The organism is Pantoea sp. B65 (assembly GCF_047308185.1).
Classification (GTDB): Bacteria; Pseudomonadota; Gammaproteobacteria; order Enterobacterales; family Enterobacteriaceae; genus Erwinia.
In genome coordinates, this window is sequence record NZ_JAHXPU010000015.1 from 93,630 (window position 1) to 118,754 (window position 25,125).

A 25,125-nucleotide genomic window follows, 5' to 3' on the forward strand; every position below is an offset into this window, starting at 1 on the left:
AATACCTTGCCGATTTGGCTCTATTTTTGGAGTCGAAAAATGCTGCAAAAAACCGAGAGTACAGGTCGCCGTTTAGCGTTTGGGGCGCTACTGGCGGCTTGCTGGCTATGCCATGCGCCGCAGGCAGATGCCTGGGATCAGCTGTATGTATTTGGTGACAGCCTGAGTGATAGCGGCAATCACGGCCGTTATACCTGGGATGGCAGTTCGCACCCGCTGTACGATGATATCCTGGCGGCAAAAATTAATCAGACGCTGAGCCCGTCCGCTGAAGGCGGTACCAACTACGCCGCTGGCGATGCGGTGGCGCTGCCTGCGCTGGATGCCGATAATAATACCCGGCAACAGGTGCAAAGCTATCTGTCGGCCAGCGGCGGACGCGCGGATAGCGAGGGTCTGTATATTCACTGGGTCGGGGGGAACGACCTGGCCGCGGCTGCCCTGAATCCGGAAGCGGCGACGGAAATTGTCAGCGCCAGTGCGTTTGCCGCCGCCAGTCAGGTACAGTCGCTGCTGGCGGCCGGCGCGGATACGGTGATTGTGCCAACGGTACCGAATATCGGGGCGACGCCAGCGCTGCTGGAGGCGGTGATCGACGTGGGATTATTACCGGTGGCGGATGCGGCAACGGCCGCCGCTTTTCAGTCGCTGAACAGCCAGACCACCTTAGATGCGACGGCGCGGCAACAGGCGATCCAGCAAGCGTTCTGGGCTGCAGCCGGTGTCGTCACGACGGTGCCAGCGCTGCGGCAGGCGCTGGCCGATCGGCTGTTCGCCAGCTGGCAACAGTTAAGCAGCCAGGCGGGGGCGCTGACCGAAAGTTATAACCAGCAGGAAGAGCGTTATTTAGCGACTTTTAACGGCAATATCGTGCGGGTTGACGTCAATTCGCTGTTTAATGAGGTACTGGCCGATCCGGTGCGCTATGGCCTGAGCAACACCGCCGGCATGGCCTGTCCGCCAGGGGTTTCGGCTGCGGTCTGTAGCGTCTCGACCGCGGGTTTCTCCAGCGCGCAGACCTTTCTGTTTGCCGATCCGCTGCATCCCAGCCCGAATGTTCACCTGTTAATCGGTGACTATATTCAGTCGGTACTGGACGCGCCGACCCAGGTGATGGCGCTGAATCAGGCCACGCTGGCGCTGGCGCGGGATATGCGCAATACCCTCGACAGCCGGCTGCAGCAGCAACGCCACAGTGACAATCCGCGCGGAACGCTCAGTGTCTATGGCGGCTATGCCGGCCAGCATGATCACTATGCTGTTAATAGCGGCGGTGGAGATGGCGATGCCACCACCCATAATCTGACGCTTGGCGTGGATTATAAGCTGACGGATAACTGGCTGGCAGGCGTGCTGGCGTCCGCATCGGACGATAATCAGCGTCCCACGGCGGAGTATGACTACAAGATGCGCGGCTGGCTGGTGGCGGCCTATAGCGAGCTGGCGTTTCAGGGTGGAGGCTGGGTGAATGCCGATCTGCACTTTGCTGCGGCAGACTACGATGATATCGAACGCCGTATGACCTTAGGTCCGGCAACCCGTACGGAAAATGGCAGCACTGACGGTAGACAGCTGGGCGCGCGTCTGGCGGCTGGCTGGGATTTCCCGGTCGCCAGCTGGCTGACTACCGGTCCGGCGCTACAGTACGCGGTCGATTACAGCAGGGTGTCGGGCTACAGTGAACAGAACGATAGCAGCACCTCGATGCGTTTTAACGATCAGACCTACCATTCGCAAATTGGCGCGGTGGGCTGGCGTCTTGATTCGCAACTTGGCTGGGTCAGCCCATGGGCTGAAGTGAGCTATAACCATCAATTTGGCGATGACGTCTGGCGTGCCGGTGGCGGCCTGAAATCAACGCAAACCTCTTTTACCCGCGAAAGCGCACAGCAGGACAGCAACTGGGTGGATGTCAGCGTCGGCGCGCATGTTCCACTGGGGAGTAATCTGGCGGCTTTTGCCGCGCTATCACAGACCGGCGGTCTCAGTTCTGGCGAGCAATTTATGTACAGTCTTGGCGTCAGCGCCCGCTTCTGATTTTCCGCTCAGGCCAGTTGCCATGCCGCTTCGCTGCTACTGATGGCATCAAACGTGAAGTTAAAAAATGGCGGATAAATATAATTACCTTGCTAATTATGATAGTGGGAATTTTATGCAGTCCGATCTTGTCGTACTCCGCAACAAACTTTTGGCTTTTATCGCCGCGGCCATTTTCCTCGGATTGATGATGGGGCTGGTTTATATCGATGTGAACTGGATGAATAACGCCCTGCACGAAACCTCTTTTACCGAAGGCGCACAGGAAGTCATCCTCGGGTTAATCGCCGGCCTATTTTTTATCGCGGCTGCGCGCCACGCTGAATCTCGTTCCAGTCTGCAGCTGGTCGGCGGCTTTTTTGCCTGCATGTTGATTCGTGAAATGGACTTTCTGTTCGATGACATTCACCACGGCGCCTGGTTGTGGTTTGCGCTGGCGCTGGCGACTGTTTGCCTGACTTACGCGGTATTGCACTGGCAGAGCAGTGTTTCCGGGCTGGCGCATCTGCTGCTGCATCCAGCGTGGAATATGATGGCGGCCGGATTACTGATCATTCTGGTGTTTTCCCGCCTGTTCGGCGTGGAAGCGTTGTGGCAGCATCTGCTACAGGAGGGCTATCAGCGTGCGGTGAAGAATATGGCGGAAGAGAGCTGTGAACTGCTGGGTTACAGTTTCTGCCTGTTTGCCAGCGTACGCTATCTCCGGGCGCTGAAAAGCATCAGGCAACAACAACCGCTATTAGTGCTACAGCAGCAAAACTGATTTATTGTTGCAATTGCGCCCTTCTGCGGCGGATTTATGCGATCTCTCTCTCTAAAATTGTTAGAATCGCATCGGGGCGGAGACCTTTCTCCCTTCCTGTTGCTGAGAATCAACATCAACCAGAGACTGAGCCATGTCTGTCAAAATCTTAACCTCAACCATCATTGGCCTGGATGCATTTCGCCAACAGCCGCTTGCCGCACTGGCTTCAGCTGAGCAGGGCGCTGTCGCCGTGTTCGATAATAACGTGCCGGTGCTGTACGCGCTGACACCGGATCGACTGGCTCAGCTGCTGGCGATTGAAGCGGCATCGCATCAGGCGCGTTCCGATGTGGCGCTTGAGGAGAGTCTGTTTGATGACGATCTGACGCATCCTGAGGCGATCCCGGTGCCCGGCGGCAAATTCGCCATGTATCAGGGCTGGCAGCCGGATGCCGATTTTGTCCGGCTGGCGGCGGTATGGGGGGTGGCGCTAAGCGCGGCGGTCACGCCAGCGGAACTGGCCTCCTTTGTGACCTACTGGCAGGCCGAAGGGCGCGTGTTCCACCATGTACAGTGGCAGCAGAAACTGGCGCGCAGTATCCAGTTAAGCCGGGCGGCCAACGGTGGTCAGCAGAAACGGGATCTTACCCATCTTCCTGAGCCTGACCAATCCATTCCTGATGGTTTTCGAGGTTAGCAATGAAAAACAGTGCCGACTTGCTGAAACGTATGCAGCGCTTAATGCCAGCGCATATTAAGCCGAAGTTTAAGGATAGCGCTGAACTGTTTGCCTGGAACCAGGAACAGGGGCGCATCCGCTCCCAGGATATTGCCCGCGAAAACCGTGCGATGAAAATGCAGCGTATTCTTGGCCGTTCCGGCATCCGCGAGCTGCATATCAACTGCTCATTTGATAACTACCGCGTCGAGTGCGAAGGGCAACAGCTGGCGCTGGATCGTGCACGCCAGTATGCGGAAGAGTTTGATGGCAGCATCGCCAGTTTTGTCTTTTCCGGCAAACCCGGCACCGGCAAAAACCACCTGGCGGCAGCCATTGGTAATGACCTGATTTTACGTGGTAAAAGTGTGCTGGTGGTAACAGTTGCCGACCTGATGTCCAATATGAAAGGCACCTTTAGCGGCGGTAGCGGGGTAACGGAAGAGAGTCTGATCCATGATTTGAGCACCGTCGACCTGCTGGTTATTGACGAGATTGGCATGCAGACCGAATCGCGTTACGAGAAGGTGATTATCAATCAGATTGTCGACCGTCGCTCCTCTTCGAAACGTCCGACCGGCATGCTGTCTAACCTTGATATCGCCGGAATGAATAGCCTGCTGGGCGAACGGGTGATGGATCGTATGCGCCTTGGCAAAAGCTTATGGGTCCGTTTTACCTGGGATAGTTATCGCAGCCGTGTGACCGGGGAAGAGTATTAATAGCGAAGGACGGGCCGAATAAATCCGGCCCCTACAGCGTTTCAGCAACCACCAGTAAAGCTGGTTGCTCTATTTTTATCTCCGCACCGATAGGGGCGACATGTATGCCGCCGGTGCATTTAACCCGCCGTATTATTCACCAGCTCAGCCAGCAAACTATTTACCCCATCGCTCATCGGAGTAAAGCGGCTTAATGGTGAACGGGTGACCACCACAAATACGCCAACATTATGCTGCGGCACCATTGCGATATAGGTAATAAAGCCGCCGCCGCCGCCGGTTTTCTGAATAATGCCCGGTAGCCCATTCTTCGGCTCCATATATACCCAGCCCATACCGAGGGCGTCGGCCTTGCCTGGCACATCCATACCGTCAACTTTGGCCAGCTGGCTGCGGCGATAGATCAGCGTCTGTAATCTGTCGGCCTGCGGGCTGCGCCGGGAAACATCCGAAGAGAGAAATTGCTGCATCCAGCGGGCCATATCATCCGGCGTGGAATAGACGCCGCCGCTACCGATGGCGGCCAGCGTATTGTTGCACGGACTGGCCCCTTTCTCCGGCACCATCAGGCGCGCGCACTGCTCAGGCGATGGGGTAAAAGTGGTGTCCTTCATCCCCAGCGGACGGGTAATTTTGCTGTTCAGCAGCGTCGGGTAAGGGATGCCGGAGGCGCGCGCCAGCGCATCACCCAGCAGATCGTAGGCCAGGTTAGAGTAAGAGGCGCGGGCGCCTGGCGGCGTGGTAAGCTGCGCGGTTTTCAGCCAGCTCCAGCGTTCGGCATGGTCAGGCCAGGCGAACACCGGACGTAGCGCTTTACCGCCGGGCTGCTCGCGCGGCAGGCCGCTGGTATGGGTCGCCAGGTTAATCAGTTTAATCGACTGACCGCCATAAGAGGGAACACGAGTGCCGGGCGGCGCATATTTGCTGAGCGGATCGTCAAGACGCAGGCGGCCTTCTTCGGCCAGTTTCACCATCAGCTCGCTGGTTAGCAGCTTACTCAGTGAGGCAATACGAATCAGCGAGTCTTGCTGCGGGCGCACATTATTGCCGGGACGGGTATCACCAAAGCTGGCGAATACCCGCTGATTACCATCAATCGCCACCAGCGCCATGCCGGTAGCCGCGGTGCCATAGAAAATATGTTCTGCATAACGATCAACAATTTGCGAAGCCAGCAGCGGATCGGGCGAACTCTGCGCCATGCTGCGCATCGGTAGTGCGATAACCATCAGCGCCAGCAAATAAGGGATGGGTGATTTCAACGGCAGATTATCCAGAACGGTTAACAAGGGGATACTCTGCATAGTAATCATTTCTGTTATTTCTGGCACTAATCATATCTTAGCTGACCGCAATTTTTCTTTACCCCGCTGCTATCTCCCCGCGGTCAGCAGACAGCAACTATACCGCGCTTAACTGGCGGCGGTGTTGTGTCGCTATGGCAATAATGTCGTCCGTCTGGTCTCAAAAGGTAACCCTCTGTGAAACCTGTCGTTACTATTATTATCGCCGCCTTTAATGCACAAGAGTATTTGCCGGGGTGTCTGAACTCGGTGCTAAAGCAAACCTTTACCGACTATGAAGTGATCGTGGTTGACGATGGTTCCTGCGATGGCTCGGCGGCGATTCTGCAAAAATATACCGCCCGGTTTCAGCAGATCAGCGTGCTGACCTCCGCCAACGGCGGGCCGGGAGCAGCGCGCAATATCGGTCTGGATCATGCGCGGGGAGACTATATTCTGTTCCTTGATGCCGACGATAAGCTGAAACCTCTCTGCCTGGAAACCTGCGTTGGACAGATGCGCGCGCACCAGCTCGATTTACTGTTTTTTTCCACTCAGTTGCACTACTTTTCGCCGTTGCTGAAAAGTATGGGGTTGGCGGCCTATTATCAGTATCCGCAAGCGCTCCACGGCCGCGTGCTGAGCGCGGAGCAGATGTATCAGGAGTGTCTTGAGGCGCTGGAAAAACAAGGCCATGGTTATCCGGTGGTGGTCTGGGGCTATATGTTTGATCGCCTGAAATATCAGACGAAAAGATTCCGCCAGCGGATCTATGAAGATGAGTTATTTACCACCGATATGTTGCTCTCTGCGCCGTTGGCGCGGGTAAAGGTCCTGAAGACCAGGCTGCATATCCACAGCATACATCCCGGTTCGTTAACCACCAGCAGAATAACGCTGACGAATATTTCTGAGCAGGTCAGCGTGCTGGCCGCGCTATTACCGCTGGCGGATAAACTGGATAATCCGGTCACCCTTAATTGCTTGCGTTATAACCTGAAATGGTTAGTGCTAAATCTGCTGGCGAAAAATAAGCTACTGGATAGCGGCCGCCTGGCGCCGCAGGAACTGATCCAGCTACTGCTGGATCGGTGGCACGCGTCTGAATCCGCCGGTCCCGGTCCGGTAAGCGGCGGCCTGATGCGCGAAATTATTGCTATCATCGCGCCAGATGGCGGGCTATAGCGTCACTTCGCCAAAACGTTCGCGATACTCGCCAGGGGTGCTGGCATAGCTCTTCTTAAACACCGAGTAAAAGTACTGCAACGATGGATAGCCGCACATCTGCGAAATCTCATTGATCGACATTGACGAGGAGATTAACAGAGTGCGCGCTTTCTCCAGCTTTTCACTGTGGATCAGCGCGTGAATCGTCTCTCCGGTCTCATCTTTAAAGCGTTTTTCGAGATTCGACCGCGACATGCCGACCGCATCCAGCACCTGCTCCACCTTAATGCCTTTGCAGGCATTAAAGCGGATATAGTGCATCGCCTGGATCACCGCCGGGTCATGCAGCGAACGATAATCGGTGGAACGGCGTTCAATCACTTTGACCGGTGGAACCAAAATGCGCTGTAGCGGCAGAATATGTTTATCCAGCAGGCGATGCAGCAATTTTGCCGCCTGATACCCCATCTGCCGCGACCCCTGCGCCACCGACGACAGCGCCACCCGTGATAAATAGCGCGTCAGCTCTTCGTTATCGATGCCGATAACACACAACTTTTCCGGCACCGGAATTTTCAGATGTTCGCACACCTGCAACAGATGGCGCGCACGCGCGTCAGTGACCGCAATAATCCCGGTTTGCGGCGGCAGGGTTTGTACCCAGTCGGCCAGACGGTTCTGCGCATGCTGCCAGTTTTCCGGCGCGGTCTCCATGCCCTGATACACCACCCCCTGATAGCGCTCCTGCGCCACCAGCTGGCGAAAGGCATATTCCCGCTCCTGCGCCCAGCGCTTGCCGCTCGACAGGGGCAAGCCGTAAAAGGCGAAGCGATGTACTCCTTTCTCTTTTAAATGTAAAAAGGCACTTTCCACCAGCGCGGTGTTATCGGTAGCGATGTAATGCACCGGCGGATAGTCCTGCGGCCGATGGTAAGATCCGCCGACGCCGACAATCGGCACATTAACGTGCTGCAGCAGTGACTCAATCTGTTTATCGTCGTAGTCGGCAATCACCCCATCGCCCAGCCATTCGCGAATATTGTCGATGCGACAGCGGAAATCCTCTTCAATAAAAATATCCCAGTCGGTCTGGGATGCCTGTAAATATTCCCCCACGCCCTCAACCACCTGGCGGTCATAGACTTTATTGGCATTAAACAGCAGTGTGATGCGAAAACGTTTTTCCGTCATGGCGCTTCCCCCCACGAAGTCAGGCATGCCATTTCAATAACACGCCGCGCCAGCGGGCAGAAAAAAATTAGCGAGCCATGTGATCGGTATCTATATCGCACCGTCATTGCCGCGGCGCGGGCGTTATTGATGCCGCCCGCGCTGCGGCAATCGGGCGAAGGGAATAATCAGACGCGGCGCTTAGTGGCCGAATCCATCCATACCGCCAGCAGCAGGATGGCGCCTTTGACGATGTACTGCCAGAAGGTCGGGACATCCATCATGCTCATGCCGTTATCCAGCGAGGCCATAATAAATGCCCCCATCACTGCCCCGGCAACCGTGCCGATCCCCCCTGCCAGGCTGGTGCCGCCAATCACGCAGGCGGCGATGGCATCCAGTTCGGCGATATTACCCGCCGACGGCGAGCCAGCCCCGAGGCGTGAACTGAGGATCAAACCGGCAATCGCCACCATCAGACCGTTAATCGCAAACACCGCCATTTTGGTGCGCGCCACGTTAATCCCCGACAGCCGGGCGGCATCGAGATTGCCGCCGATGGCGTAGATACGCCGGCCAAAAGCGGTGCGTGTGGCCATAAACATCCCGGCCAGCAGCAGCAGAGCCAGCAGCAGCACCGGCGTCGGCACACCGCGATAGTCATTCAGCATCCAGATGGCGCCCAGCACCAGAAGCGCGGTTAATGACTGACGGGTGACGGAACCGCTGGCGGAGCTTTGCGGCAGCCCCATGCTTTGGCGACGCTGACGTAAGCGCCACTGCCAGAAGATAAACAGCAACAGCCCGAGGACGCCAAAGCCGAAGCCGATACCATCCGGCAGGTAGCTCTGACCAATTTGCGACATCGCCGGGCTGGTTGGCGCTACCGTGGTACCGTTGGTAATCCCGACCAGAATGCCGCGAAATGCCAGCATCCCGGCGAGGGTAACGATAAACGACGGCACCTTACGATACGCCACCCACCAGCCATTCCAGGCGCCGAGCAGCAGCCCGAGTACCAGCGTGACCGCAATGGTCAGCGGTAACGGCCAGCCGAGCCAGACGTCAAAAATGGCCGCCACGCCGCCGAGCAGTCCCATCATCGAACCGACTGACAGATCGATCTCGGCGGAGATAATCACAAACACCATCCCCACCGCCAGAATGCCGGTGATTGCCGTCTGACGCAGCAGGTTGGAGATATTACGTGCGCTGAGGTAGGCGCCGTCTGTCATCCAGGTGAAAAACAGCATAATCAGCAGGATTGCCGCCAGCATCACCAGCACCTGGAAATTAAGCAGACGGAATTTACCGGTTGCAGCGCTCGCCGCCGGTGACAACAGGCTGCGCTGAGTCAAATCAGTCTTAAACATAGTGTTCGCTCCGAAGTGCCGCTTCCATCACCTGTTCCTGGGTCAGGTTCTGGTTAATTAAGTCGGCTTTAATTTGTCCCTGGTGCATCACCAGCACGCGGTCGCTTAATCCCAGCACCTCCGGTAATTCAGAGGAGATGACGATAATGGCGATGCCCTGCTGCACCAGCTGATTGATCAGTTTGTAGATCTCATATTTCGCGCCAATATCAATGCCGCGCGTGGGTTCATCCAGGATCAGAATGCGTGGATTGAGCAGCAGACATTTTGCCAGCACCGCTTTTTGCTGGTTGCCGCCGCTCAGACGACCAATCGCCAGTTCCGGCGATGAGGTTTTCACTTTTAACCGTTTGATCGCCTGCTGGATGGCTTGCTGTTCCTGCGCATCGTCGAGGGTCGACAGGGCGCCGCTAAACTGATCGAGCGCCGCCAGGGTAATATTTTTCCCTACCGCCATTACCGGCACGATGCCATCTTTTTTACGATCTTCCGGCACCATGGCGATGCCCTGCGCCAGCGCCTGCTGACAGTCAGCAATCGTCACCGGCTGACCATCAATCACTATTTTCCCCTGCCAGCGGCCTGGCCAGACGCCAAACAGACACTGGACGGTTTCCGTGCGTCCGGCCCCCACCAGCCCGGCAATACCGAGGATTTCGCCACGGTGCAGGCTAAAGGAGACATCGTTGACCCGCTTCACATGACGGTTAACCGGATGCCACGCGGTCAGGTTCTCCACGCGCAGAATTTCGCTGCCGATCTGGTGTGGTTCGCTGGGGTAGAGTGAAGTCAGCTCACGACCCACCATCATGGTAATGATCTCGTCTTCACTCATACCTGCGGCCGGACGGGTACCGATATGCCTGCCGTCGCGGATCACGCAGATAGTGTCAGAGATGGCTTTCACTTCGTTGAGTTTGTGCGAGATATAGACGCAGGCAATACCGTGATCGCGCAGGTTATTGACGATCGCCAGCAGCACTTCGGTTTCCTGCTCGGTTAACGAAGCGGTGGGTTCGTCAAGCACCAGCAGACGCACCTGCTTATTCAGCGCGCGGGCAATCTCAACTAACTGCTGCTGACCGAGGCCGAGTTCACCAACGCGGGTATGCGGAGAGACATCAAGTTTGACCTGCGCCAGCAACTGCTGGCAACGCAGGGTCATGGTTTCATAATCGACGATGCCAAAGCGGGTCAGCTCGGCGCCAAGAAAGATATTTTCCAGTACCGTCAGCTGACGCACCAGCGCCAGTTCCTGATGAATAATCACAATACCTTTGCGCTCGGTATCGCGAATGCCGCTTGCCTGGATTTCGTCACCGGCAAACACAATAGTGCCCTGATATTCGCCTGCGGGATAAAGACCGCACAGCACTTTCATCAGGGTCGATTTGCCGGAACCGTTTTCGCCGCACAGCGATAACACCTCGCCGGGCTGCAGACTGAGACTGACATCATCGACCGCTTTGACCGCGCCAAACATCTTGGTGATGTTTTTCATTTCCAGCAGCGTTGTCACTGTTACCTCCGGAGATCGCATAGCACGAGAGAACCGCCAGCGTCAGGCTGGCGGCCACGGGGGTGAGGGATTAAAGATCGCTTTTCTTGTGGAAACCATCGGCGACCACCGTGCTGTCGATATTGGTTTTATCGACGGCAATCGGTTCCAGTAGCCAGGCGGGTACCTGTTTCAGGCCATTATTCAGTTTGGCATTGGACTTCGGCTGCTTACCGTTACCCAGTTCCACCGCGATTTGGGCGGCTTCATTCGCCAGTTTCGTGATCGGCTTATACACCGTCATGGTCTGGGTACCGCTGTTGATGCGTTTGATGGCGGCCAAATCGGCATCCTGACCGGAAATCGCCACCTTGCCTGCCAGACCCTGGGCGCTTAATGCCTGAATGGCCCCGCCAGCGGTAGCGTCATTGGAAGCCACCACCGCATCGATTTTATTGCCGTTAGCGGTAAGCGCATTCTCCATAATTTTCAATGCGTTTTCCGGTAACCAGGCATCGACCCACTGATCGCCCACAACTTTGATTTTGCCGGAGTCAATCAGCGGCTTCAGCACCTTCATCTGTCCGTCGCGGAACAGCCGGGCGTTGTTATCTACCGGTGAGCCGCCCATCAGGAAATAATTACCCTGCGGGACGCGGTCAATAATGCTTTTGGCCTGCATTTCGCCGACTTTTTCATTATCAAAAGAGATATAGAAATCGATATCCGCATTATTAATCATACGGTCGTAGGCTAATACTTTAATGCCTTCGCGTTTGGCTTCGGCAATAACGTTACTTAATACCTGACCGTTGTAAGGGATAATGACCAGTACATCAACGCCACGGTTAATCATATTTTCTATTTGCGACATCTGTGTTTCTTCATTGCCGTTCGCTGACTGGACAAATACTTTTGCTCCCAGCGATTCAGCTTTGCTGACAAATATATCACGATCTTTTTGCCAGCGTTCAAGACGCAGGTCATCGATGGCCATACCGATTTTAACTTCTTTTGCAAAACCCGCGTGGCTGACCAGAGCCAGCGCGGCGCATACCGCCAGTAAAGCTTGTTTCATCTTCATCATCGTCACCTTGTAGGTTGGCTGCTTTTGACATTCGCACTGTCAGGCGGATGAATTGTTATCACAGACCGGGGTAACGGCAATTACAGATTTTCCTCCTGCCGTTATGTTTTTTGGTTTATTTGTGGAATTATGACGGCGATCTAATTTTCACCGTTAAAGCTGCGGTTGCGCTTATTTTGCGAGCTGGCGCACATTTGATAATTATCTTAACGCCGGTGTGAAATAACATAATTGAGCGGATGTCATTGCGCTACCACAATCAGCGCAAGTTTACGTTTTTATTAAATGGCAACCTTGAGGAGCCTGACATGCACGCTTATTTTGATCAGCTAGAGAGTGTTCGCTACGAAGGATCACAAACCCGTAATCCGCTGGCGTTTCGTCACTACAATCCAGATGAAATGATTCTGGGGAAACGCATGGCCGATCATCTGCGTTTCGCCGCCTGCTACTGGCACAGCTTCTGCTGGAACGGCGCCGATATGTTTGGTGTTGGTTCGTTTGATCGGCCATGGCAAAAGGCCGGGGATGCACTGGAGCTGGCGAAGCGCAAAGCCGATGTCGCCTTTGAATTCTTCCAGAAGCTGAATGTGCCTTACTACTGCTTCCATGATGTTGATGTGTCACCGGAAGGGGACTCACTGCAAAGCTATCTCAATAATTTTGCTGTGATGACCGATGTGTTGCTGGAGAAACAACAGCAGAGCGGCGTGAAGCTGTTGTGGGGCACGGCGAACTGTTTCACTAATCCGCGTTATGGCGCCGGGGCCGCTACCAATCCGGATCCGGAAGTTTTTGCCTGGGCGGCGACCCAGGTTAACAGTGCGATGAATGCCACCCATCAACTGGGCGGGGAAAACTATGTGCTGTGGGGCGGACGTGAAGGTTATGAGACTCTGCTGAATACCGATTTACGCCAGGAACGCCAGCAGATTGGCCGTTTTATGCAGATGGTGGTGGAGCATAAACATAAGATTGGCTTCCAGGGCACGCTGCTGATTGAGCCAAAACCGCAGGAGCCGACCAAGCACCAGTATGATTACGATGTGGCGACGGTCTATGGCTTCCTGAAACAGTTTGGTCTGGAAAAAGAGATTAATGTGAATGTGGAAGCTAACCACGCCACCCTCGCCGGGCACTCGTTCCATCATGAAATCGCCAGTGCTATCGCCCTCGGTATTTTTGGCTCTGTCGATGCCAACCGCGGCGATCCGCAACTTGGCTGGGATACCGACCAGTTCCCTAACAGTGTGGAAGAGAATGCGCTGGTGATGTATGAAATTATCAAAGCGGGCGGATTTACCACCGGCGGTTTAAACTTTGACGCCAAGATCCGCCGTCAGAGTACCGATAAATATGATCTGTTCTACGGCCATATTGGCGCGATGGATACCATGGCGCTGGCGCTGAAAGTAGCGGCGCGCATGATTACCGACGGTGAGCTGGATAAACGTGTGGCGCAACGCTACAGCGGCTGGAATGGCGAGTTCGGCCAGCAGATCCTGAGCGGTGAATTCTCGCTGGCCGCTCTGGCGCAGCACGCACAGCAGCAGCAGCTTAATCCGCAGCATCAGAGCGGACGTCAGGAGCAGCTGGAAAATCTGGTGAATCACTATCTGTTCGACAAATAACCCGGAGAGAGGCAGGCATCATGGTAATCGGCATCGATTTAGGCACCTCGGGGGTCAAAGTGGTGTTGCTGGATGCGCAGGGGCAGGTGCTGGCCAGCAAAACGGAAAAGCTCAGCGTCTCGCGACCTGAGCCGCTCTGGAGCGAGCAGGATCCCGAAAGCTGGTGGCTGGCGACCGATAAGGCGCTGCTGGCGCTGGCGGCAGAGCAGGATCTGAGCCAGGTACAGGCTATCGGGCTGACTGGTCAGATGCATGGCGCCACCTTGCTTGATGCGCAGAATCGGGTATTGCGTCCGGCGATCCTGTGGAATGACGGTCGCAGCGCGGCACAGTGCCGTGAACTGGAACTGCAGGTAACTGATTCACGTCAGATTACCGGCAATCTGATGATGCCTGGCTTTACCGCTCCCAAGTTGTTGTGGGTGAAACAGCATGAACCGGAAATTTTTGCCCGGCTGGCGAAAGTGTTGCTGCCGAAGGATTATCTGCGTTTTCGTCTGACCGGTGAATTTGCCAGTGATATGTCTGACGCTGCCGGTACCCTGTGGCTGGATATGGCGGCACGAGACTGGAATGACCGGCTGCTGGCGGCCTGTGGTTTAAGCCGTGACCAGATGCCGGCGCTGTTTGAGGGCAACCAGATCACCGGGCAGCTGAGTGAGACGCTGGCGCAGCGCTGGGGAATGGCGCCGGTGCCGGTGGTTGCCGGTGGCGGTGATAATGCCGCCGGTGCGCTGGGGGTGGGCATGTTTCAGCCCGGACAGGCGATGCTGTCGCTGGGAACCTCGGGCGTCTATTTTGTCGTCAGCGACGGTTTTCGCAGCAACCCGGAAAGCGCGGTGCACAGTTTCTGTCATGCGCTGCCGGATCGCTGGCATCTGATGTCGGTGATGTTGAGTGCCGCCTCCTGTCTTGACTGGGCGGCGCAACTTAGCGGCTGTAAAGATGTGCCTGAACTGCTGGCTGAAGCGGAGAGCGCGCGCAGCGATATCCCGCCGGTCTGGTTTTTGCCTTATCTGTCCGGTGAGCGTACGCCGCATAATAATCCGCAAGCCAAAGGGGTATTTTTTGGCTTTACCCATCAGCATGGCCGTCCTGAACTGGCGCGTGCGGTGCTGGAGGGGGTGGGGTTTGCGCTGGCGCAGGGCATGGATGTGCTGCATGCCACCGGGGTGAAGCCACAGGGGATTATGCTGATTGGCGGCGGGGCACGTAGTCCGTTCTGGCGGCAGATGCTGGCCGATATCAGTGGCCAGACGCTGGATTACTGCACCGGGGGCGATGTCGGCCCGGCGCTCGGCGCGGCGCGGCTGGCGTTAATCGCCCTGCATCCGCACCGGCCGCTGGCGGAGCTATTGCCTGCTCTGCCACTGGAACAGCGTCATCAGCCGGATGCGCTGCGTCACCGGCACTATTTGCAGCAGCGCGAGATATTTGCCCGCATTTATCAACAGCTGGAACCGTTAATGTCTGCGGGCGGCTAAGTTATCTGAAACCATCCGGAGGGAGCCATTACTGGCTCCCTCTGCATATCGGCATGGCGAAGTTCAGCTTGTCCCTATCCTCATCTGTAATGTCCTGTTTTGGCCTTCAGTTGCGCACCAGTTACCGTCATTATTGACTCTGGTCTTTATGATGAGGTGTCCTGAAATGTCAAAAACTGCACTGTTACTGATCGATATCCAGCAATCTTTTTACCATCGCGGCTATGTTGCCTCAGCAGAAACCCGCGCTTTTGAGCAGCGGCTGAATGCGCTGATTGCCGGCTGTCGGCAACAGGGGATACTGCTGGTCGATGTGTTTCACGTCTCCGCCCAAGGGCCATTTTCGCGTGCGTCAGGCTTAGTCGAGCGGATGCCATTTTTGCAGCATCAGGCGGATAACACTTTTTATAAAAATGTGCATAATGCCCTGACCGAATCGGGTCTGGACGGCTGGTTACGTGAGCAGCAGGTGACCGATGTGATTATCGGCGGCATCTGCACCGAACAGTGTTGCGAAACTACCGCGCGCGTGGCCTCAGATTTGGGCTATAAGGTGACCTTTGTCACCGAAGCGACCATGACGTTCCCGATCACCCATAACGGTATAACACTCAGCGTTGCCGATCTTCGTCACCGCACCGAGAGTGTATTAATTAACCGCTTTGCGGCGATCCATACGGTGGAGAGCTGTTTGCAGGAGCTTGCCTGATATGTCGATACCGGTCTGGTTTTTAACATTACCCGGGGTAATGGCGCTGGATGTTACCGGTCCGGCGGAAACGCTGAAGCTGGCGGCGGGGGCATTTTCCCTGCGCTATATCGGCCCGCAGGCAACGGTCATCTCCTCAACCGATATGGCTATCGGCAATATCGAACCGTTGCCGGACGCTTTACCTGACGGCAGCATTTTAGTGGTGCCGGGGTCGTATGACTCCTCCGTCTGCTATGACACGCCGCAGGCGCTGACAGCGCAACACTGGCTGTCGCGGCTGCAGCCTGCGATTCATGCCCGCAAAATTACCCTGGTTTGTGTCTGTTCCGGCACCGTGCTGGCAGCGCGCGCCGGGTTAATGTATGGCGTGCAATGCACCACTCACCACGATGTGCTGGCGCGCCTGCGTGCTGCTGCCCCTGGCGCGCTGGTAAAAGAAAATCGCATTTTCATTGAAGATCGCGGTATCTGGACCAGCGCCGGAATTACCGCCGGTATTGACCTCGCCCTGCATCTGATTCAGCGGCTGTGCGGCTTACCGGTGGCGCTGGCCGTTGCGCGCGAAATGGTGGTGTGGTTTCGCCGATCGGGCGACGATCCGCAGCTATCGCCGTGGTTATCCCATCGAAATCATCTCAATCCGGCGATTCATCGTGCCCAGGATCTGCTGATTCAGCAGCCGGAAAAAAGCTGGCAGCTGGAAGAGATCGCCGCGCGCGTACATGTCAGTTCACGTCATCTGACGCGGCTGTTCCGCCAGCATCTCGGCATTAGCGTGCGTGACTACCATGAACAGCTGCGGCTGGCGGTGGCGCGCCAGCGGGTTAATCAGGGAGAAGGCGCGGAGCGTGCGGCGCTGGCCGCCGGGTTCTCCTCATCGCGTCAGCTGCGCCGTGCGGAGCAGCGCTGGCAGGATTAACTAACTCACCAGCTGATATTTATCAATCCGCCGCAGGCCGATTGCCAGCAGCAGGCTGCCAGCGAGGGTAACGGCAAATATAAGCGGAATATCCAGCAGCGGCAGGCGGGTATGGTCGAGATGATGGGTGCGCATAAAATGAATAAACAGCGCGTGAAAGCCGTAAATCGGCAGCGAGTGGCGCGAAATAAGGGCTAAACCTGGCAACGGGCGCTGATTCAGGCAGTTTTTAAACAGTATCATCAGGCTAACCGCCGCGATAAACACCAGCGGCCCGCAGTACAAATACCAGGTATCAGAGAAGGCGCCGTTAATATGCAGCTCTTTTTTGGTGCCGACCGAAATCCCCAGCACGCAGGCGGCAAACAGCAGCCCCGCCAGCCAGCTGATCGCGCGCTTTCCCGTGTCCATCATGCCGATGGCGCGACCAAGCAAGGCGTAGAGGACATAATAGAAGGTGTCGCCGCCGATATACAGATTGACCGGTAGCCAGTGAAACGGCCCGACAGACTGATCGACGGTATTCGGATTGGCGACCACCGCCAGCACCAGCACCAGCACGGCGAGATAGCCCGGGCGCACCGTTTTTACCTCGATCAACGGCGACAGCAGATAAATCACCATAATCGCGAAGAAAAACCACAGGTGGTAGAACACCGGTTTTTGCAGTAAGTGTTTGATGGAAATCATTTCGCTGATGGGCGTCAGCAGGGTGATATAGATCAGCGCTACCGCACTGTAAAACAGCAAACACAACACAATCCGCAGAAAATGGCGATGTTGCGCGCTGCGTTCACCAAAGAACAGATAACCTGAAATCATAAAGAAGATCGGGACGCAGACGCGCGAGGCAGAGTTCAGCAGATTGGCGATATCCCAATGGTATTCAGCCACTTGTGGACTGTTGGTGATATACCAGGTGGTGGTATGGATCATAATCACCATTAAACAGGCCACCGCACGTAAATTATCTATCCAGCCAATCTTTTGCGACATCTTATCCTCTATATTGCCTTCCTTTCGCTGCATGACAGAGATTAGCCAGGCGCACAGGGTTCAACAACCCTTATCGCCGATAAGCGGAATCAGTTTAATGGCCAACAGGATTTGCAGACGGCGGGGTGGTTAATATTTATCCGCCGGATAAAACCGGACTATAGCCAGTGCGCGTCAGGAACTGCCCAAACCCCGGGGCAACCTGCATTTCGCCAGCACGAAATACGGTGATGCCGCGGATCAGCGTGCGCACCACGTTTCCCCGGCATCTTATCCCGTCAAAGGCGCTCCACTTACCCAGTCCGTGAAATTTTTCCCCGCTCACCGTCCAGTTTGCCTGCGGGTCATACAGTGCTAAATCGGCATCGGCACCCAGCGCAATGGCGCCTTTTTGCGGCCAGAGCTGGAAAACCTGCGCCGGGCCGCGGGCGGTCATGCGCGCAACTTCAGCCAGCGGCAAAGCGCGCCGGATATGACCTTCACTGAAAAACAGCGGGCCAAGCGTCTCCACCCCGGTTAACCCCTTCACGGCATCCCAGATGCCATGCTGCCCGGTCTGTTTCTGTGCCGGGGTACAGGGATAGTGATCAGAAGCCAGCAGGTCAATTTCACCGCTGTGCACCCGCTGCCACAGGGCATTGACCACCGGACGCGGACGCAGCGGCGGACTACAACGGGTATTGGCGCCAATACGCACCAGATCCTCCACGTCAAGTAGCAGATAGTGTGGACAGGTTTCGCAGGTGACGCGCGCCGCCGGTCTTGCGGCTGTAATCATGCGTACCGCCTCGGCGGAACTGACGTGGACAATATGCGTTCGCACGCCGGTTTGCCTGGCGAAGTGCAGCACGCGACCTACGGCTTCGGTCTCCGCAATCTCCGGGCCAGCCAGCGCAATAGCACGGTTATCGCTGCGTCCGGCAGCGCGTAATTCACGGCTGGCGCCGATCAGAATGTCATGGTTCTCGGCATGCACACCGATCAGGCCGTTAAAGCAGGCCAGCTCACGCATGGCGCGCAGCAGACTATCATCATTCAGCCTCGGCAACCCTTTCTCATCACTGGCGGCGCCATCCGCGGAATCGCTGCACAAAAAGGCTTTAAAGGCGATAGCGCCAGCCTGCTGCATCTTTGCCAGCTGCGAGACGTTATTGCCGTCCAGACCCGCCCAGAGGGCAAAATCCACGCAGCAGCTGGATGCCAGCATCTCGCGCCGGGCGAGAAAGCTATCGACAGTGGTGACCGGTGGCAGCGAGTGGGGCATTTCGATAATCGTGGTTACGCCATGGGCTGCGGCACCCTGCGTACCTTCGCGCAGTTCCAGTTCGGGAAAATCATGGGCGGCGGTGAAGTGGGTATGAGCATCAATGGTTCCGGGCATCACTATCAGCCCGCTGGCATCGATCAGCTCATCTGCCGCGGGCAACTGGCCGCCCGGTGTCAGAATGCCGGCAATTTTACCCTGCTCAATCAGCAAATCAGCGCGGATCTCCCCGGTGGGGGTAACGACTAAGCCGTTGACGATCAATGTTCTCATCGTGGTTTCTCCTGTAGCCATCCGGGTTCGGTTAGCAATAAGAGATATCTATCATCCGTCAGACGCGCGCCACATCCGGCATACACCTGATTTCGCCGCAAGGTGGTTAACATACGCGGGGTTATGGCGGCAGATTGCCGTGAAATACAGAAGAAAGTGACTTATGGCGATTACCATTTTGGTAATCAACCCGGTCAAAGGGTATACTGGCGCACACTTTTTTCATCCACCCGTATCGCGTGCGAATTCATCATGCAAAAGTTTGATACTAAGACCTTTCAGGGCCTGATCCTGACCTTGCAGGATTACTGGGCGCGCCAGGGCTGCACCATTGTTCAACCACTGGACATGGAAGTGGGCGCCGGCACCTCTCACCCAATGACTTGCCTGCGTGCTTTAGGGCCGGAGCCAATCGCTGCCGCCTACGTGCAGCCGTCACGCCGTCCTACCGACGGGCGCTATGGCGAAAACCCGAACCGCTTGCAGCACTATTACCAGTTTCAGGTGATTATTAAACCCTCGCCGGACAACATTCAGGAGCTGTATCTGGGTTCCCTGAAAGAGCTGGGGATGGACCCCACCATCCACGATATTCGCTTTGTGGAAGATAACTGGGAAAACCCGACGCTGGGTGCCTGGGGTCTTGGCTGGGAAGTGTGGCTCAACGGCATGGAAGTGACGCAGTTTACCTACTTCCAGCAGGTTGGCGGCCTCGAATGTAAGCCAGTAACCGGTGAGATCACCTACGGTCTGGAGCGTCTGGCGATGTATATCCAGGGCGTGGACAGCGTTTACGATTTGGTGTGGAGCGACGGTCCGCTGGGGACGACGACATACGGCGACGTGTTCCATCAGAATGAAGTGGAGCAATCCACCTACAACTTTGAACACGCGGATGTCGATTTCCTGTTTACCTGCTTCGAGCATTACGAGAAAGAGGCACAAAGCCTGCTGGCGCTGGAAAAACCGCTGCCGCTACCGGCTTACGAACGCATTCTGAAAGCGGGTCATACGTTTAACCTGCTGGACGCGCGCAAAGCGATTTCGGTGACCGAGCGTCAGCGCTATATTCTGCGCATTCGTACCCTGACCAAAGCCGTGGCTGAAGCTTATTATGCGTCGCGTGAGGCGCTGGGCTTCCCGATGTGCAATAACAAGAAATAAGAGGCGGCCATGACTGAAAAAACTTTTCTGGTGGAGATCGGCACCGAAGAGCTGCCACCAAAGGCTCTGCGTAACCTGGCGGAATCGTTTGCCGCCAACTTTACTGCCGAACTGGACGCCGCTGAACTGGCGCACGGCGAGGTCAGCTGGTTTGCCGCACCGCGTCGTCTGGCGCTGAAAGTGGCGCAGCTGAGCGCCGCACAGCCGGATCGTGAAGTTGAAAAACGCGGCCCGGCGATTGCCGCCGCCTTTGATGCCAATGGCGTCGCCACCAAAGCGGCCGAAGGCTGGGCGCGTGGTTGTGGTATCACGGTCGATCAGGCTGAACGTCTGAGCACCGACAAGGGCGAATGGCTGCTGTATCGTGCCAAAAGCACCGGCGAAAGCGCCCAGGCGCTGCTGCCGGCGATGGTCGCTACGGCGCTGGCGAAGCTGCCGATTCCAAAACTGATGCGCTGGGGTGATAAAGAGACCCAGTTTGTGCGTCCGGTACATACCGTAACCCTGCTGCTGGGTGACGAGTCGATCGCCGCCACTATTCTGGGTATTGAGTCGGCGCGCACCATTCGTGGCCATCGCTTTATGGGCGAGGCGGAATTCACCATTGATAACGCTGACCAGTATCCACAGATCCTGCTGGAGCGTGGCAAAGTGGTCGCTGACTACGAAACGCGTAAAGCAAAAATCAAAGCGGATGCGGAAGCGGCGGCACGGAAGATTGGCGGTAAGGCCGATCTGAGCGAAAGCCTGCTGGAAGAAGTGACCTCACTGGTGGAATGGCCGGTGGTACTGACCGCCACCTTTGAAGAAAAATTCCTCGCGGTGCCGGCAGAAGCGCTGGTTTACACCATGAAAGGCGATCAGAAATACTTTCCGGTGTATGACGACCACGGCAAATTGCTGCCGCACTTTATTTTCGTCACCAATATCGAGTCGAAAGATCCACAGCAGATTATCTCCGGTAACGAGAAAGTGGTGCGCCCACGCCTCGCCGATGCGGAGTTTTTCTTCAATTCGGACCGTAAAAAACGGCTGGAAGATCATCTGCCGCGTCTGGAAACCGTGCTGTTCCAGAAACAGCTGGGCACCCTGCGTGATAAAACCGATCGTATTCAGGCGCTGGCGGGCTGGATTGCCGCGCAGACCGGTGCCGACGTTAATCATGCGACCCGTGCCGGCCTGCTGTCGAAGTGTGACCTGATGACCAATATGGTGTTTGAGTTTACCGACACCCAGGGCGTGATGGGCATGCACTACGCGCGCCATGATGGCGAAGCAGAAGATGTGGCGGTGGCGCTGAACGAGCAGTATCAGCCGCGCTATGCCGGTGACGATCTGCCGTCCAATCCGGTCGCCTGTGCGCTGGCGATCGCCGATAAAATGGATACGCTGGCCGGTATTTTTGGCATTGGTCAGCATCCGAAAGGCGATAAAGACCCGTTTGCTCTGCGTCGCGCAGCGCTCGGCGTCCTGCGTATTATCGTTGAGAAAAACCTGTCGCTCGATCTGCAGACCCTGACCGAAGAAGCGGTGCGTCTGTATGGCAGCAAGCTGACTAACGGCCAGGTGGTGGATGACGTTATCGACTTTATGCTCGGTCGTTTCCGCAGCTGGTATCAGGAAGAAGGCCACAGCATTGATACGCTGCAGGCGGTGCTGGCGCGTCGTCCAACCCGTCCGGCGGACTTTGATGCGCGGATGAAGGCGGTATCGCACTTCCGTAGCTTGCCGGAAGCCGCGGCGCTGGCCGCTGCCAATAAGCGGGTATCGAATATCCTGGCGAAATCGACCGAAACCCTGAATGACAGCGTGCAGGCTTCGCTGCTGAAGGAAAACGAAGAGATCCAGCTGGCGACGTTTGTTACCGCGCTGACCAGCAAGTTGCAGCCGTTCTTTGCCGAAGGCCGTTATCAGGATGCGTTAATTGAACTGGCGCAGCTGCGCGAGTCGGTAGACAACTTCTTCGATAAGGTGATGGTTAACGCCGACGATCAGGCGGTGCGTATTAACCGTCTGACGCTGCTGGCTAAGCTGCGCGAACTGTTCCTGCAGGTGGCGGATATTTCTCTGCTGCAGTAATTACCCGCGGCAAATCTGTAAGGGAGCCATAGTATGGCTCCCTTTTTTAATGGCGATGAAATCAGGCGGACGGCGGCACCGTGCGGGCAAAGCTCTCGCGCTGAAACATCTTCTCCGCCAGTTTTACCAGCGCCGGTCGATCCACACACCAGTTCGGCACCACGCGACGGAAATTGAGATAGCCAATGGTACAGGCCGTCGCGATATCGGCCAGCGTCAGCTGTTCAGCGTTCAGCCAGCTTCCCTCTGCCGCCAGTTTCTCCAGCGCGTCCAGTCCACGCTGAATCTTGGTGCGCTGACGCAACAGCTCGCTTTCCGACTGCTGTTCCGGCGGCAGCATCTGATGTCGCACAATCAACAACGCGGCATCGCATACCCCATCCGCCAGGACTTCTATCTGCCGTACTTTTAGCGAGGCGAACCGCTCACGCGGCAGCAGCGCCGGGGCAATATCAAGCTGCTCAAGATATTCCGCAATAATCGCCGAGTCGTACCAGACCTCATCCGGTTTCACCACCAGCGCCGGCACTTTACCCAGCGGGTTATACTGCGGCACATGGCTCTCTTCATGCCACGGCGACTCATTAACAAATTCGAACGTAATGCCTTTTTCCAGCATGATGACCGAGATTTTACGCACATACGGGCTGGTGTAATTGCCGATCAGTTTCATTACGTTCTCTCCATTGCATAGCTTGATAAAGGGACGAATGGCGTCGCCCGATTACTCGCCTGGAAAAAGAAAAGGGTTCAGGCTACTGCGGGCAAAACCTTCCTGCTCCATGCGGGCATCCAGCACCAGTGTGGCGAGGTCGTCAGCAACCGGTTCCAGCGCCGGATCCTTTTCCTGATACAGCAGCTTCAGATAGGTACCGCAATCGCTGCAGCTTTCTGCTTTTACCACCCCGGTAGCGCTATCCAGCGACCAGTAATGCAGTTCGCGCGTTTGTTCACAATTGCTGCAGGTGGTTGCTGCCACATGCCACTCACTTTCGCACAGATTACAGTGAAGATAGCGCAGTTCGTCATGTTCGCTACCGATATGCACCACGCTACTGACCGGCACGCTGCCGCACACCGGACAAAACTGGCGCTGATTACCGGCTTCGGTCCGTGCTTTACCGGGGATAAGCGCCGCCATTTGCGCCCAGTACAGCGATAGCGCCGCCCAGATAAACGGCGCTTTATCGCTGCTGACCCGGGCAAAATCATTGCTGAACATCGCACTGGCCATGGCTTCCAGCTCCTGCGATGAGGCTTTTTCCAGATTTTCCAGTACCGCCAGCGCCTGGCCGCTCATTTCCGGCTTCATTTCGGCAATCAGCGAGTGTAATAAGCGCTGCCAGTGCGCCGCACGTGGCAGGCTGTGGATGTCGAGCGGCGGCTTGCCGCTGGCCGCCGTGGCCACCAGCAGGCTATGCAGGTCCATCTGCAGCGGATGATCGTACAGTACGATCTCCTGGGCTTCGGCGATCACCGCAGCAAAGCGCAAATAGTCGCCCAGTGGGTTTTTCGCGGCCAGATCGCGCAAGCGCGTCGCGCGGCGCAGATACAAATTTTTCAGTCTGGGGAAAAGTAACGGCGGAATGCTATCCGCCGCATGCTTATCGCTTTCCTCCAGCGGTTGTTGCGGGATTATGCGAATACTCATCAGGGCGTTTTTCCTGTTGTTTTGCGCGGCGCTACGGTGAAAAGACAGCGGATACACGCAGGGGCTCGATCGCTCTTTTGCTGATAATAGCAGCCCTGCCGGTGCACTTCTGCTCAATATGTTAGCAATTTGGGATTTTGCGTCGCTAAAAGGCCAGGGCGGCGGGGGTTTAGCCCCCCCCGACGGGCGATATTTTTGCCAGCAAACTTTGCACCCGCGCCGCGATCGGTTCAAAATTGCGACATCTTGCACCGGCAGCAAGCGCAGCGCCGCCGGTTGATCAGAATAATTGTCCACAGGTGGCGTTAACGTGAAAAATAACCGGCCGGAATCGGCCGATAATCTGCAACCGTCCGCGGGCATGAGCGCGGTGCAGGTATGGAATAAAGCGGATTTGCAGCAGTCGCAGCCAGACTGGCTGGCCGATGAAGTGCCGGTCGCGCTGGTATATAACGGTATTTCCCATGTGGTGATGATGGCCTCGCCAAAAGACCTTGAGGCATTTGCCATTGGTTTTTCGCTGTCGGAAGGGATTATTGCCGCGCCGCAGGATATTTTTGGTATTGATATCGTCAACGGCTGCAAGGGTATCGAAGTGCAGGTGGAACTCTCCAGCCGACGTTTTATGGCGCTGAAATCGCAGCGACGGGCAATGGCAGGCCGTACCGGCTGTGGCGTATGTGGCGTTGAGCAACTGGCGGAGATCGGTAAACCGCTGCAGCCGCTGCCGTTTACCCAGACGTTCGATCTGCGCTATCTCGACCATGCGCTCAGCCAGCTGCGTCAGTTTCAGCCGCTTGGTGAGTACACCGGATGTACTCATGCCGCTGCCTGGGTGTTGCCTGACGGGCAGCTTAGCGGTGGTTGTGAAGATGTCGGACGTCACGTGGCGCTGGATAAGCTGCTTGGCTATCGCAGCCAGCAGCAATGGACCGGGGGGGCGGTGCTGGTGTCCAGCCGCGCCAGCTACGAGATGGTACAAAAATCGGCGATGTGTGGGGTGGAAATCCTGTTTGCCGTCTCGGCAGCCACCAAACTGGCGGTCGAAGTGGCGGAACGGAGCAATTTGACGCTGATCGGATTTAGTAAACCCGGACGCGCAACCATCTATACACATCCCCAAAGGTTAAGATAAAATCGCGCAATATTTGC

Annotated in this window: 21 protein-coding genes; 12 read left to right on the forward strand and 9 right to left on the reverse strand. The window is 56.3% G+C overall.

Annotated elements, in window-relative coordinates; translation table 11 throughout:
- Positions 1-39: 39 nt before the first annotated feature.
- The 4 genes from JWF83_RS03335 (at position 40) to dnaC (ending at position 4,222) form a co-directional block, all read left to right on the forward strand.
- The gene (locus JWF83_RS03335) at positions 40-2,037 is read left to right on the forward strand and encodes an autotransporter outer membrane beta-barrel domain-containing protein (protein ID WP_413648664.1); all 1,998 of its coding nucleotides are present in this window, start codon (positions 40-42) and stop codon (positions 2,035-2,037) included.
- Positions 2,038-2,152: 115 nt separating this feature from the next.
- Positions 2,153-2,800, forward strand: coding sequence for a hypothetical protein (locus JWF83_RS03340; RefSeq protein WP_413648666.1), 648 nt, complete (start codon positions 2,153-2,155; stop codon positions 2,798-2,800).
- Between the two features lie 133 nt (positions 2,801-2,933).
- On the forward strand, positions 2,934-3,479 hold the full coding sequence (gene dnaT, locus JWF83_RS03345) for a primosomal protein DnaT (protein WP_413648667.1): 546 nt from the start codon (positions 2,934-2,936) through the stop codon (positions 3,477-3,479).
- A gap of 2 nt (positions 3,480-3,481) precedes the next feature.
- Positions 3,482-4,222, forward strand: a complete 741-nt coding sequence (gene dnaC / locus JWF83_RS03350; RefSeq protein ID WP_413648668.1) for a DNA replication protein DnaC — start codon at positions 3,482-3,484, stop codon at positions 4,220-4,222.
- A gap of 119 nt (positions 4,223-4,341) precedes the next feature.
- Here the strand turns inward: dnaC and ampH are convergent, their stop codons facing one another.
- Positions 4,342-5,451 (reverse strand): D-alanyl-D-alanine-carboxypeptidase/endopeptidase AmpH, encoded by a 1,110-nt coding sequence (ampH, locus tag JWF83_RS03355; RefSeq protein WP_413649160.1) that lies wholly within the window; start codon positions 5,449-5,451, stop codon positions 4,342-4,344.
- A 252-nt stretch (positions 5,452-5,703) separates the two neighbouring features.
- Between ampH and JWF83_RS03360 the strand changes: the two genes are divergently transcribed.
- Positions 5,704-6,690, forward strand: coding sequence for a glycosyltransferase family 2 protein (locus JWF83_RS03360; RefSeq protein WP_413648670.1), 987 nt, complete (start codon positions 5,704-5,706; stop codon positions 6,688-6,690).
- Here JWF83_RS03360 and xylR read toward each other — a convergent pair.
- From xylR to xylF, 4 genes are all read right to left on the reverse strand, one after another.
- Positions 6,685-7,863 (reverse strand): D-xylose utilization transcriptional activator XylR, encoded by a 1,179-nt coding sequence (gene xylR / locus JWF83_RS03365; RefSeq protein WP_413648671.1) that lies wholly within the window; start codon positions 7,861-7,863, stop codon positions 6,685-6,687. The genes JWF83_RS03360 and xylR overlap by 6 nt on opposite strands.
- A 167-nt stretch (positions 7,864-8,030) precedes the next feature.
- Entirely contained in the window at positions 8,031-9,215 is a 1,185-nt protein-coding gene (xylH, locus tag JWF83_RS03370; protein WP_413648672.1) for a xylose ABC transporter permease XylH, read from the reverse strand.
- Positions 9,208-10,734 (reverse strand): xylose ABC transporter ATP-binding protein, encoded by a 1,527-nt coding sequence (locus JWF83_RS03375; RefSeq protein WP_413648674.1) that lies wholly within the window; start codon positions 10,732-10,734, stop codon positions 9,208-9,210. Before JWF83_RS03375 ends, xylH begins: the two co-directional genes overlap by 8 nt.
- 70 nt (positions 10,735-10,804) lie before the next feature.
- Entirely contained in the window at positions 10,805-11,797 is a 993-nt protein-coding gene (gene xylF / locus JWF83_RS03380) for a D-xylose ABC transporter substrate-binding protein (protein WP_413649161.1), read from the reverse strand.
- 311 nt (positions 11,798-12,108) lie between these two features.
- On the opposite strand from xylF, the gene xylA reads away from it, so the two are divergent.
- The 4 genes from xylA to JWF83_RS03400 all read left to right on the forward strand — a co-directional run bounded on the left by xylA (position 12,109) and on the right by JWF83_RS03400 (position 16,546).
- Positions 12,109-13,431, forward strand: a complete 1,323-nt coding sequence (xylA, locus tag JWF83_RS03385; protein ID WP_413648675.1) for a xylose isomerase — start codon at positions 12,109-12,111, stop codon at positions 13,429-13,431.
- A gap of 20 nt (positions 13,432-13,451) precedes the next feature.
- Positions 13,452-14,915, forward strand: coding sequence for a xylulokinase (xylB, locus tag JWF83_RS03390; protein WP_413648676.1), 1,464 nt, complete (start codon positions 13,452-13,454; stop codon positions 14,913-14,915).
- A 166-nt stretch (positions 14,916-15,081) separates the two neighbouring features.
- On the forward strand, positions 15,082-15,624 hold the full coding sequence (locus JWF83_RS03395; protein ID WP_413648677.1) for a cysteine hydrolase family protein: 543 nt from the start codon (positions 15,082-15,084) through the stop codon (positions 15,622-15,624).
- Between the two features lies 1 nt (position 15,625).
- A complete protein-coding gene (locus JWF83_RS03400) occupies positions 15,626-16,546 on the forward strand; it encodes a GlxA family transcriptional regulator (protein ID WP_413648678.1) in 921 nt (306 codons plus the stop codon).
- On the opposite strand, the gene JWF83_RS03405 is transcribed toward JWF83_RS03400, so the two are convergent.
- Both JWF83_RS03405 and JWF83_RS03410 read right to left on the reverse strand, forming a co-directional pair.
- Positions 16,547-17,542, reverse strand: a complete 996-nt coding sequence (locus tag JWF83_RS03405; protein WP_413648679.1) for an acyltransferase — start codon at positions 17,540-17,542, stop codon at positions 16,547-16,549. It lies immediately after the preceding gene.
- Between the two features lie 136 nt (positions 17,543-17,678).
- Complete coding sequence (locus JWF83_RS03410; RefSeq protein WP_413648681.1) at positions 17,679-19,079, reverse strand: dihydroorotase; 1,401 nt, start codon at positions 19,077-19,079, stop codon at positions 17,679-17,681.
- A gap of 252 nt (positions 19,080-19,331) precedes the next feature.
- On the opposite strand from JWF83_RS03410, the gene glyQ reads away from it, so the two are divergent.
- Positions 19,332-20,243 (forward strand): glycine--tRNA ligase subunit alpha, encoded by a 912-nt coding sequence (gene glyQ, locus JWF83_RS03415; protein WP_413648682.1) that lies wholly within the window; start codon positions 19,332-19,334, stop codon positions 20,241-20,243.
- A 9-nt stretch (positions 20,244-20,252) separates the two neighbouring features.
- Positions 20,253-22,322 carry a glycine--tRNA ligase subunit beta gene (glyS, locus tag JWF83_RS03420; RefSeq protein WP_413648684.1) on the forward strand — a complete coding sequence of 690 codons (2,070 nt, stop codon included), beginning with the start codon at positions 20,253-20,255 and terminating at the stop codon, positions 22,320-22,322.
- A gap of 61 nt (positions 22,323-22,383) precedes the next feature.
- Here the strand turns inward: glyS and JWF83_RS03425 are convergent, their stop codons facing one another.
- Positions 22,384-22,995, reverse strand: coding sequence for a glutathione S-transferase (locus JWF83_RS03425; RefSeq protein ID WP_413648685.1), 612 nt, complete (start codon positions 22,993-22,995; stop codon positions 22,384-22,386).
- A gap of 51 nt (positions 22,996-23,046) precedes the next feature.
- A complete protein-coding gene (gene fdhE, locus JWF83_RS03430) occupies positions 23,047-23,973 on the reverse strand; it encodes a formate dehydrogenase accessory protein FdhE (protein WP_413648687.1) in 927 nt (308 codons plus the stop codon).
- A 361-nt stretch (positions 23,974-24,334) separates the two neighbouring features.
- Here fdhE and fdhD point away from each other — a divergent pair, with 361 nt between their 5' ends.
- Complete coding sequence (fdhD, locus tag JWF83_RS03435; protein WP_413649162.1) at positions 24,335-25,108, forward strand: formate dehydrogenase accessory sulfurtransferase FdhD; 774 nt, start codon at positions 24,335-24,337, stop codon at positions 25,106-25,108.
- Positions 25,109-25,125: the final 17 nt, after the last annotated feature.

Coding starts and splice junctions, on each gene's coding strand:
- JWF83_RS03335 (WP_413648664.1), top strand. CDS start 40: ATGCTGCAAAAAACCGAGAGTACAGGTCGCCGTTTAGCGTTTGGGGCG.
- JWF83_RS03340 (WP_413648666.1), top strand. CDS start 2,153: ATGCAGTCCGATCTTGTCGTACTCCGCAACAAACTTTTGGCTTTTATC.
- dnaT (WP_413648667.1), top strand. CDS start 2,934: ATGTCTGTCAAAATCTTAACCTCAACCATCATTGGCCTGGATGCATTT.
- dnaC (WP_413648668.1), top strand. CDS start 3,482: ATGAAAAACAGTGCCGACTTGCTGAAACGTATGCAGCGCTTAATGCCA.
- ampH (WP_413649160.1), bottom strand. CDS start 5,451: ATGGTTATCGCACTACCGATGCGCAGCATGGCGCAGAGTTCGCCCGAT.
- xylR (WP_413648671.1), bottom strand. CDS start 7,863: ATGACGGAAAAACGTTTTCGCATCACACTGCTGTTTAATGCCAATAAA.
- xylH (WP_413648672.1), bottom strand. CDS start 9,215: ATGTTTAAGACTGATTTGACTCAGCGCAGCCTGTTGTCACCGGCGGCG.
- xylF (WP_413649161.1), bottom strand. CDS start 11,797: ATGAAGATGAAACAAGCTTTACTGGCGGTATGCGCCGCGCTGGCTCTG.
- xylA (WP_413648675.1), top strand. CDS start 12,109: ATGCACGCTTATTTTGATCAGCTAGAGAGTGTTCGCTACGAAGGATCA.
- xylB (WP_413648676.1), top strand. CDS start 13,452: ATGGTAATCGGCATCGATTTAGGCACCTCGGGGGTCAAAGTGGTGTTG.
- JWF83_RS03395 (WP_413648677.1), top strand. CDS start 15,082: ATGTCAAAAACTGCACTGTTACTGATCGATATCCAGCAATCTTTTTAC.
- JWF83_RS03400 (WP_413648678.1), top strand. CDS start 15,626: ATGTCGATACCGGTCTGGTTTTTAACATTACCCGGGGTAATGGCGCTG.
- JWF83_RS03405 (WP_413648679.1), bottom strand. CDS start 17,542: ATGTCGCAAAAGATTGGCTGGATAGATAATTTACGTGCGGTGGCCTGT.
- JWF83_RS03410 (WP_413648681.1), bottom strand. CDS start 19,079: ATGAGAACATTGATCGTCAACGGCTTAGTCGTTACCCCCACCGGGGAG.
- glyQ (WP_413648682.1), top strand. CDS start 19,332: ATGCAAAAGTTTGATACTAAGACCTTTCAGGGCCTGATCCTGACCTTG.
- glyS (WP_413648684.1), top strand. CDS start 20,253: ATGACTGAAAAAACTTTTCTGGTGGAGATCGGCACCGAAGAGCTGCCA.
- JWF83_RS03425 (WP_413648685.1), bottom strand. CDS start 22,995: ATGAAACTGATCGGCAATTACACCAGCCCGTATGTGCGTAAAATCTCG.
- fdhE (WP_413648687.1), bottom strand. CDS start 23,973: ATGAGTATTCGCATAATCCCGCAACAACCGCTGGAGGAAAGCGATAAG.
- fdhD (WP_413649162.1), top strand. CDS start 24,335: ATGAGCGCGGTGCAGGTATGGAATAAAGCGGATTTGCAGCAGTCGCAG.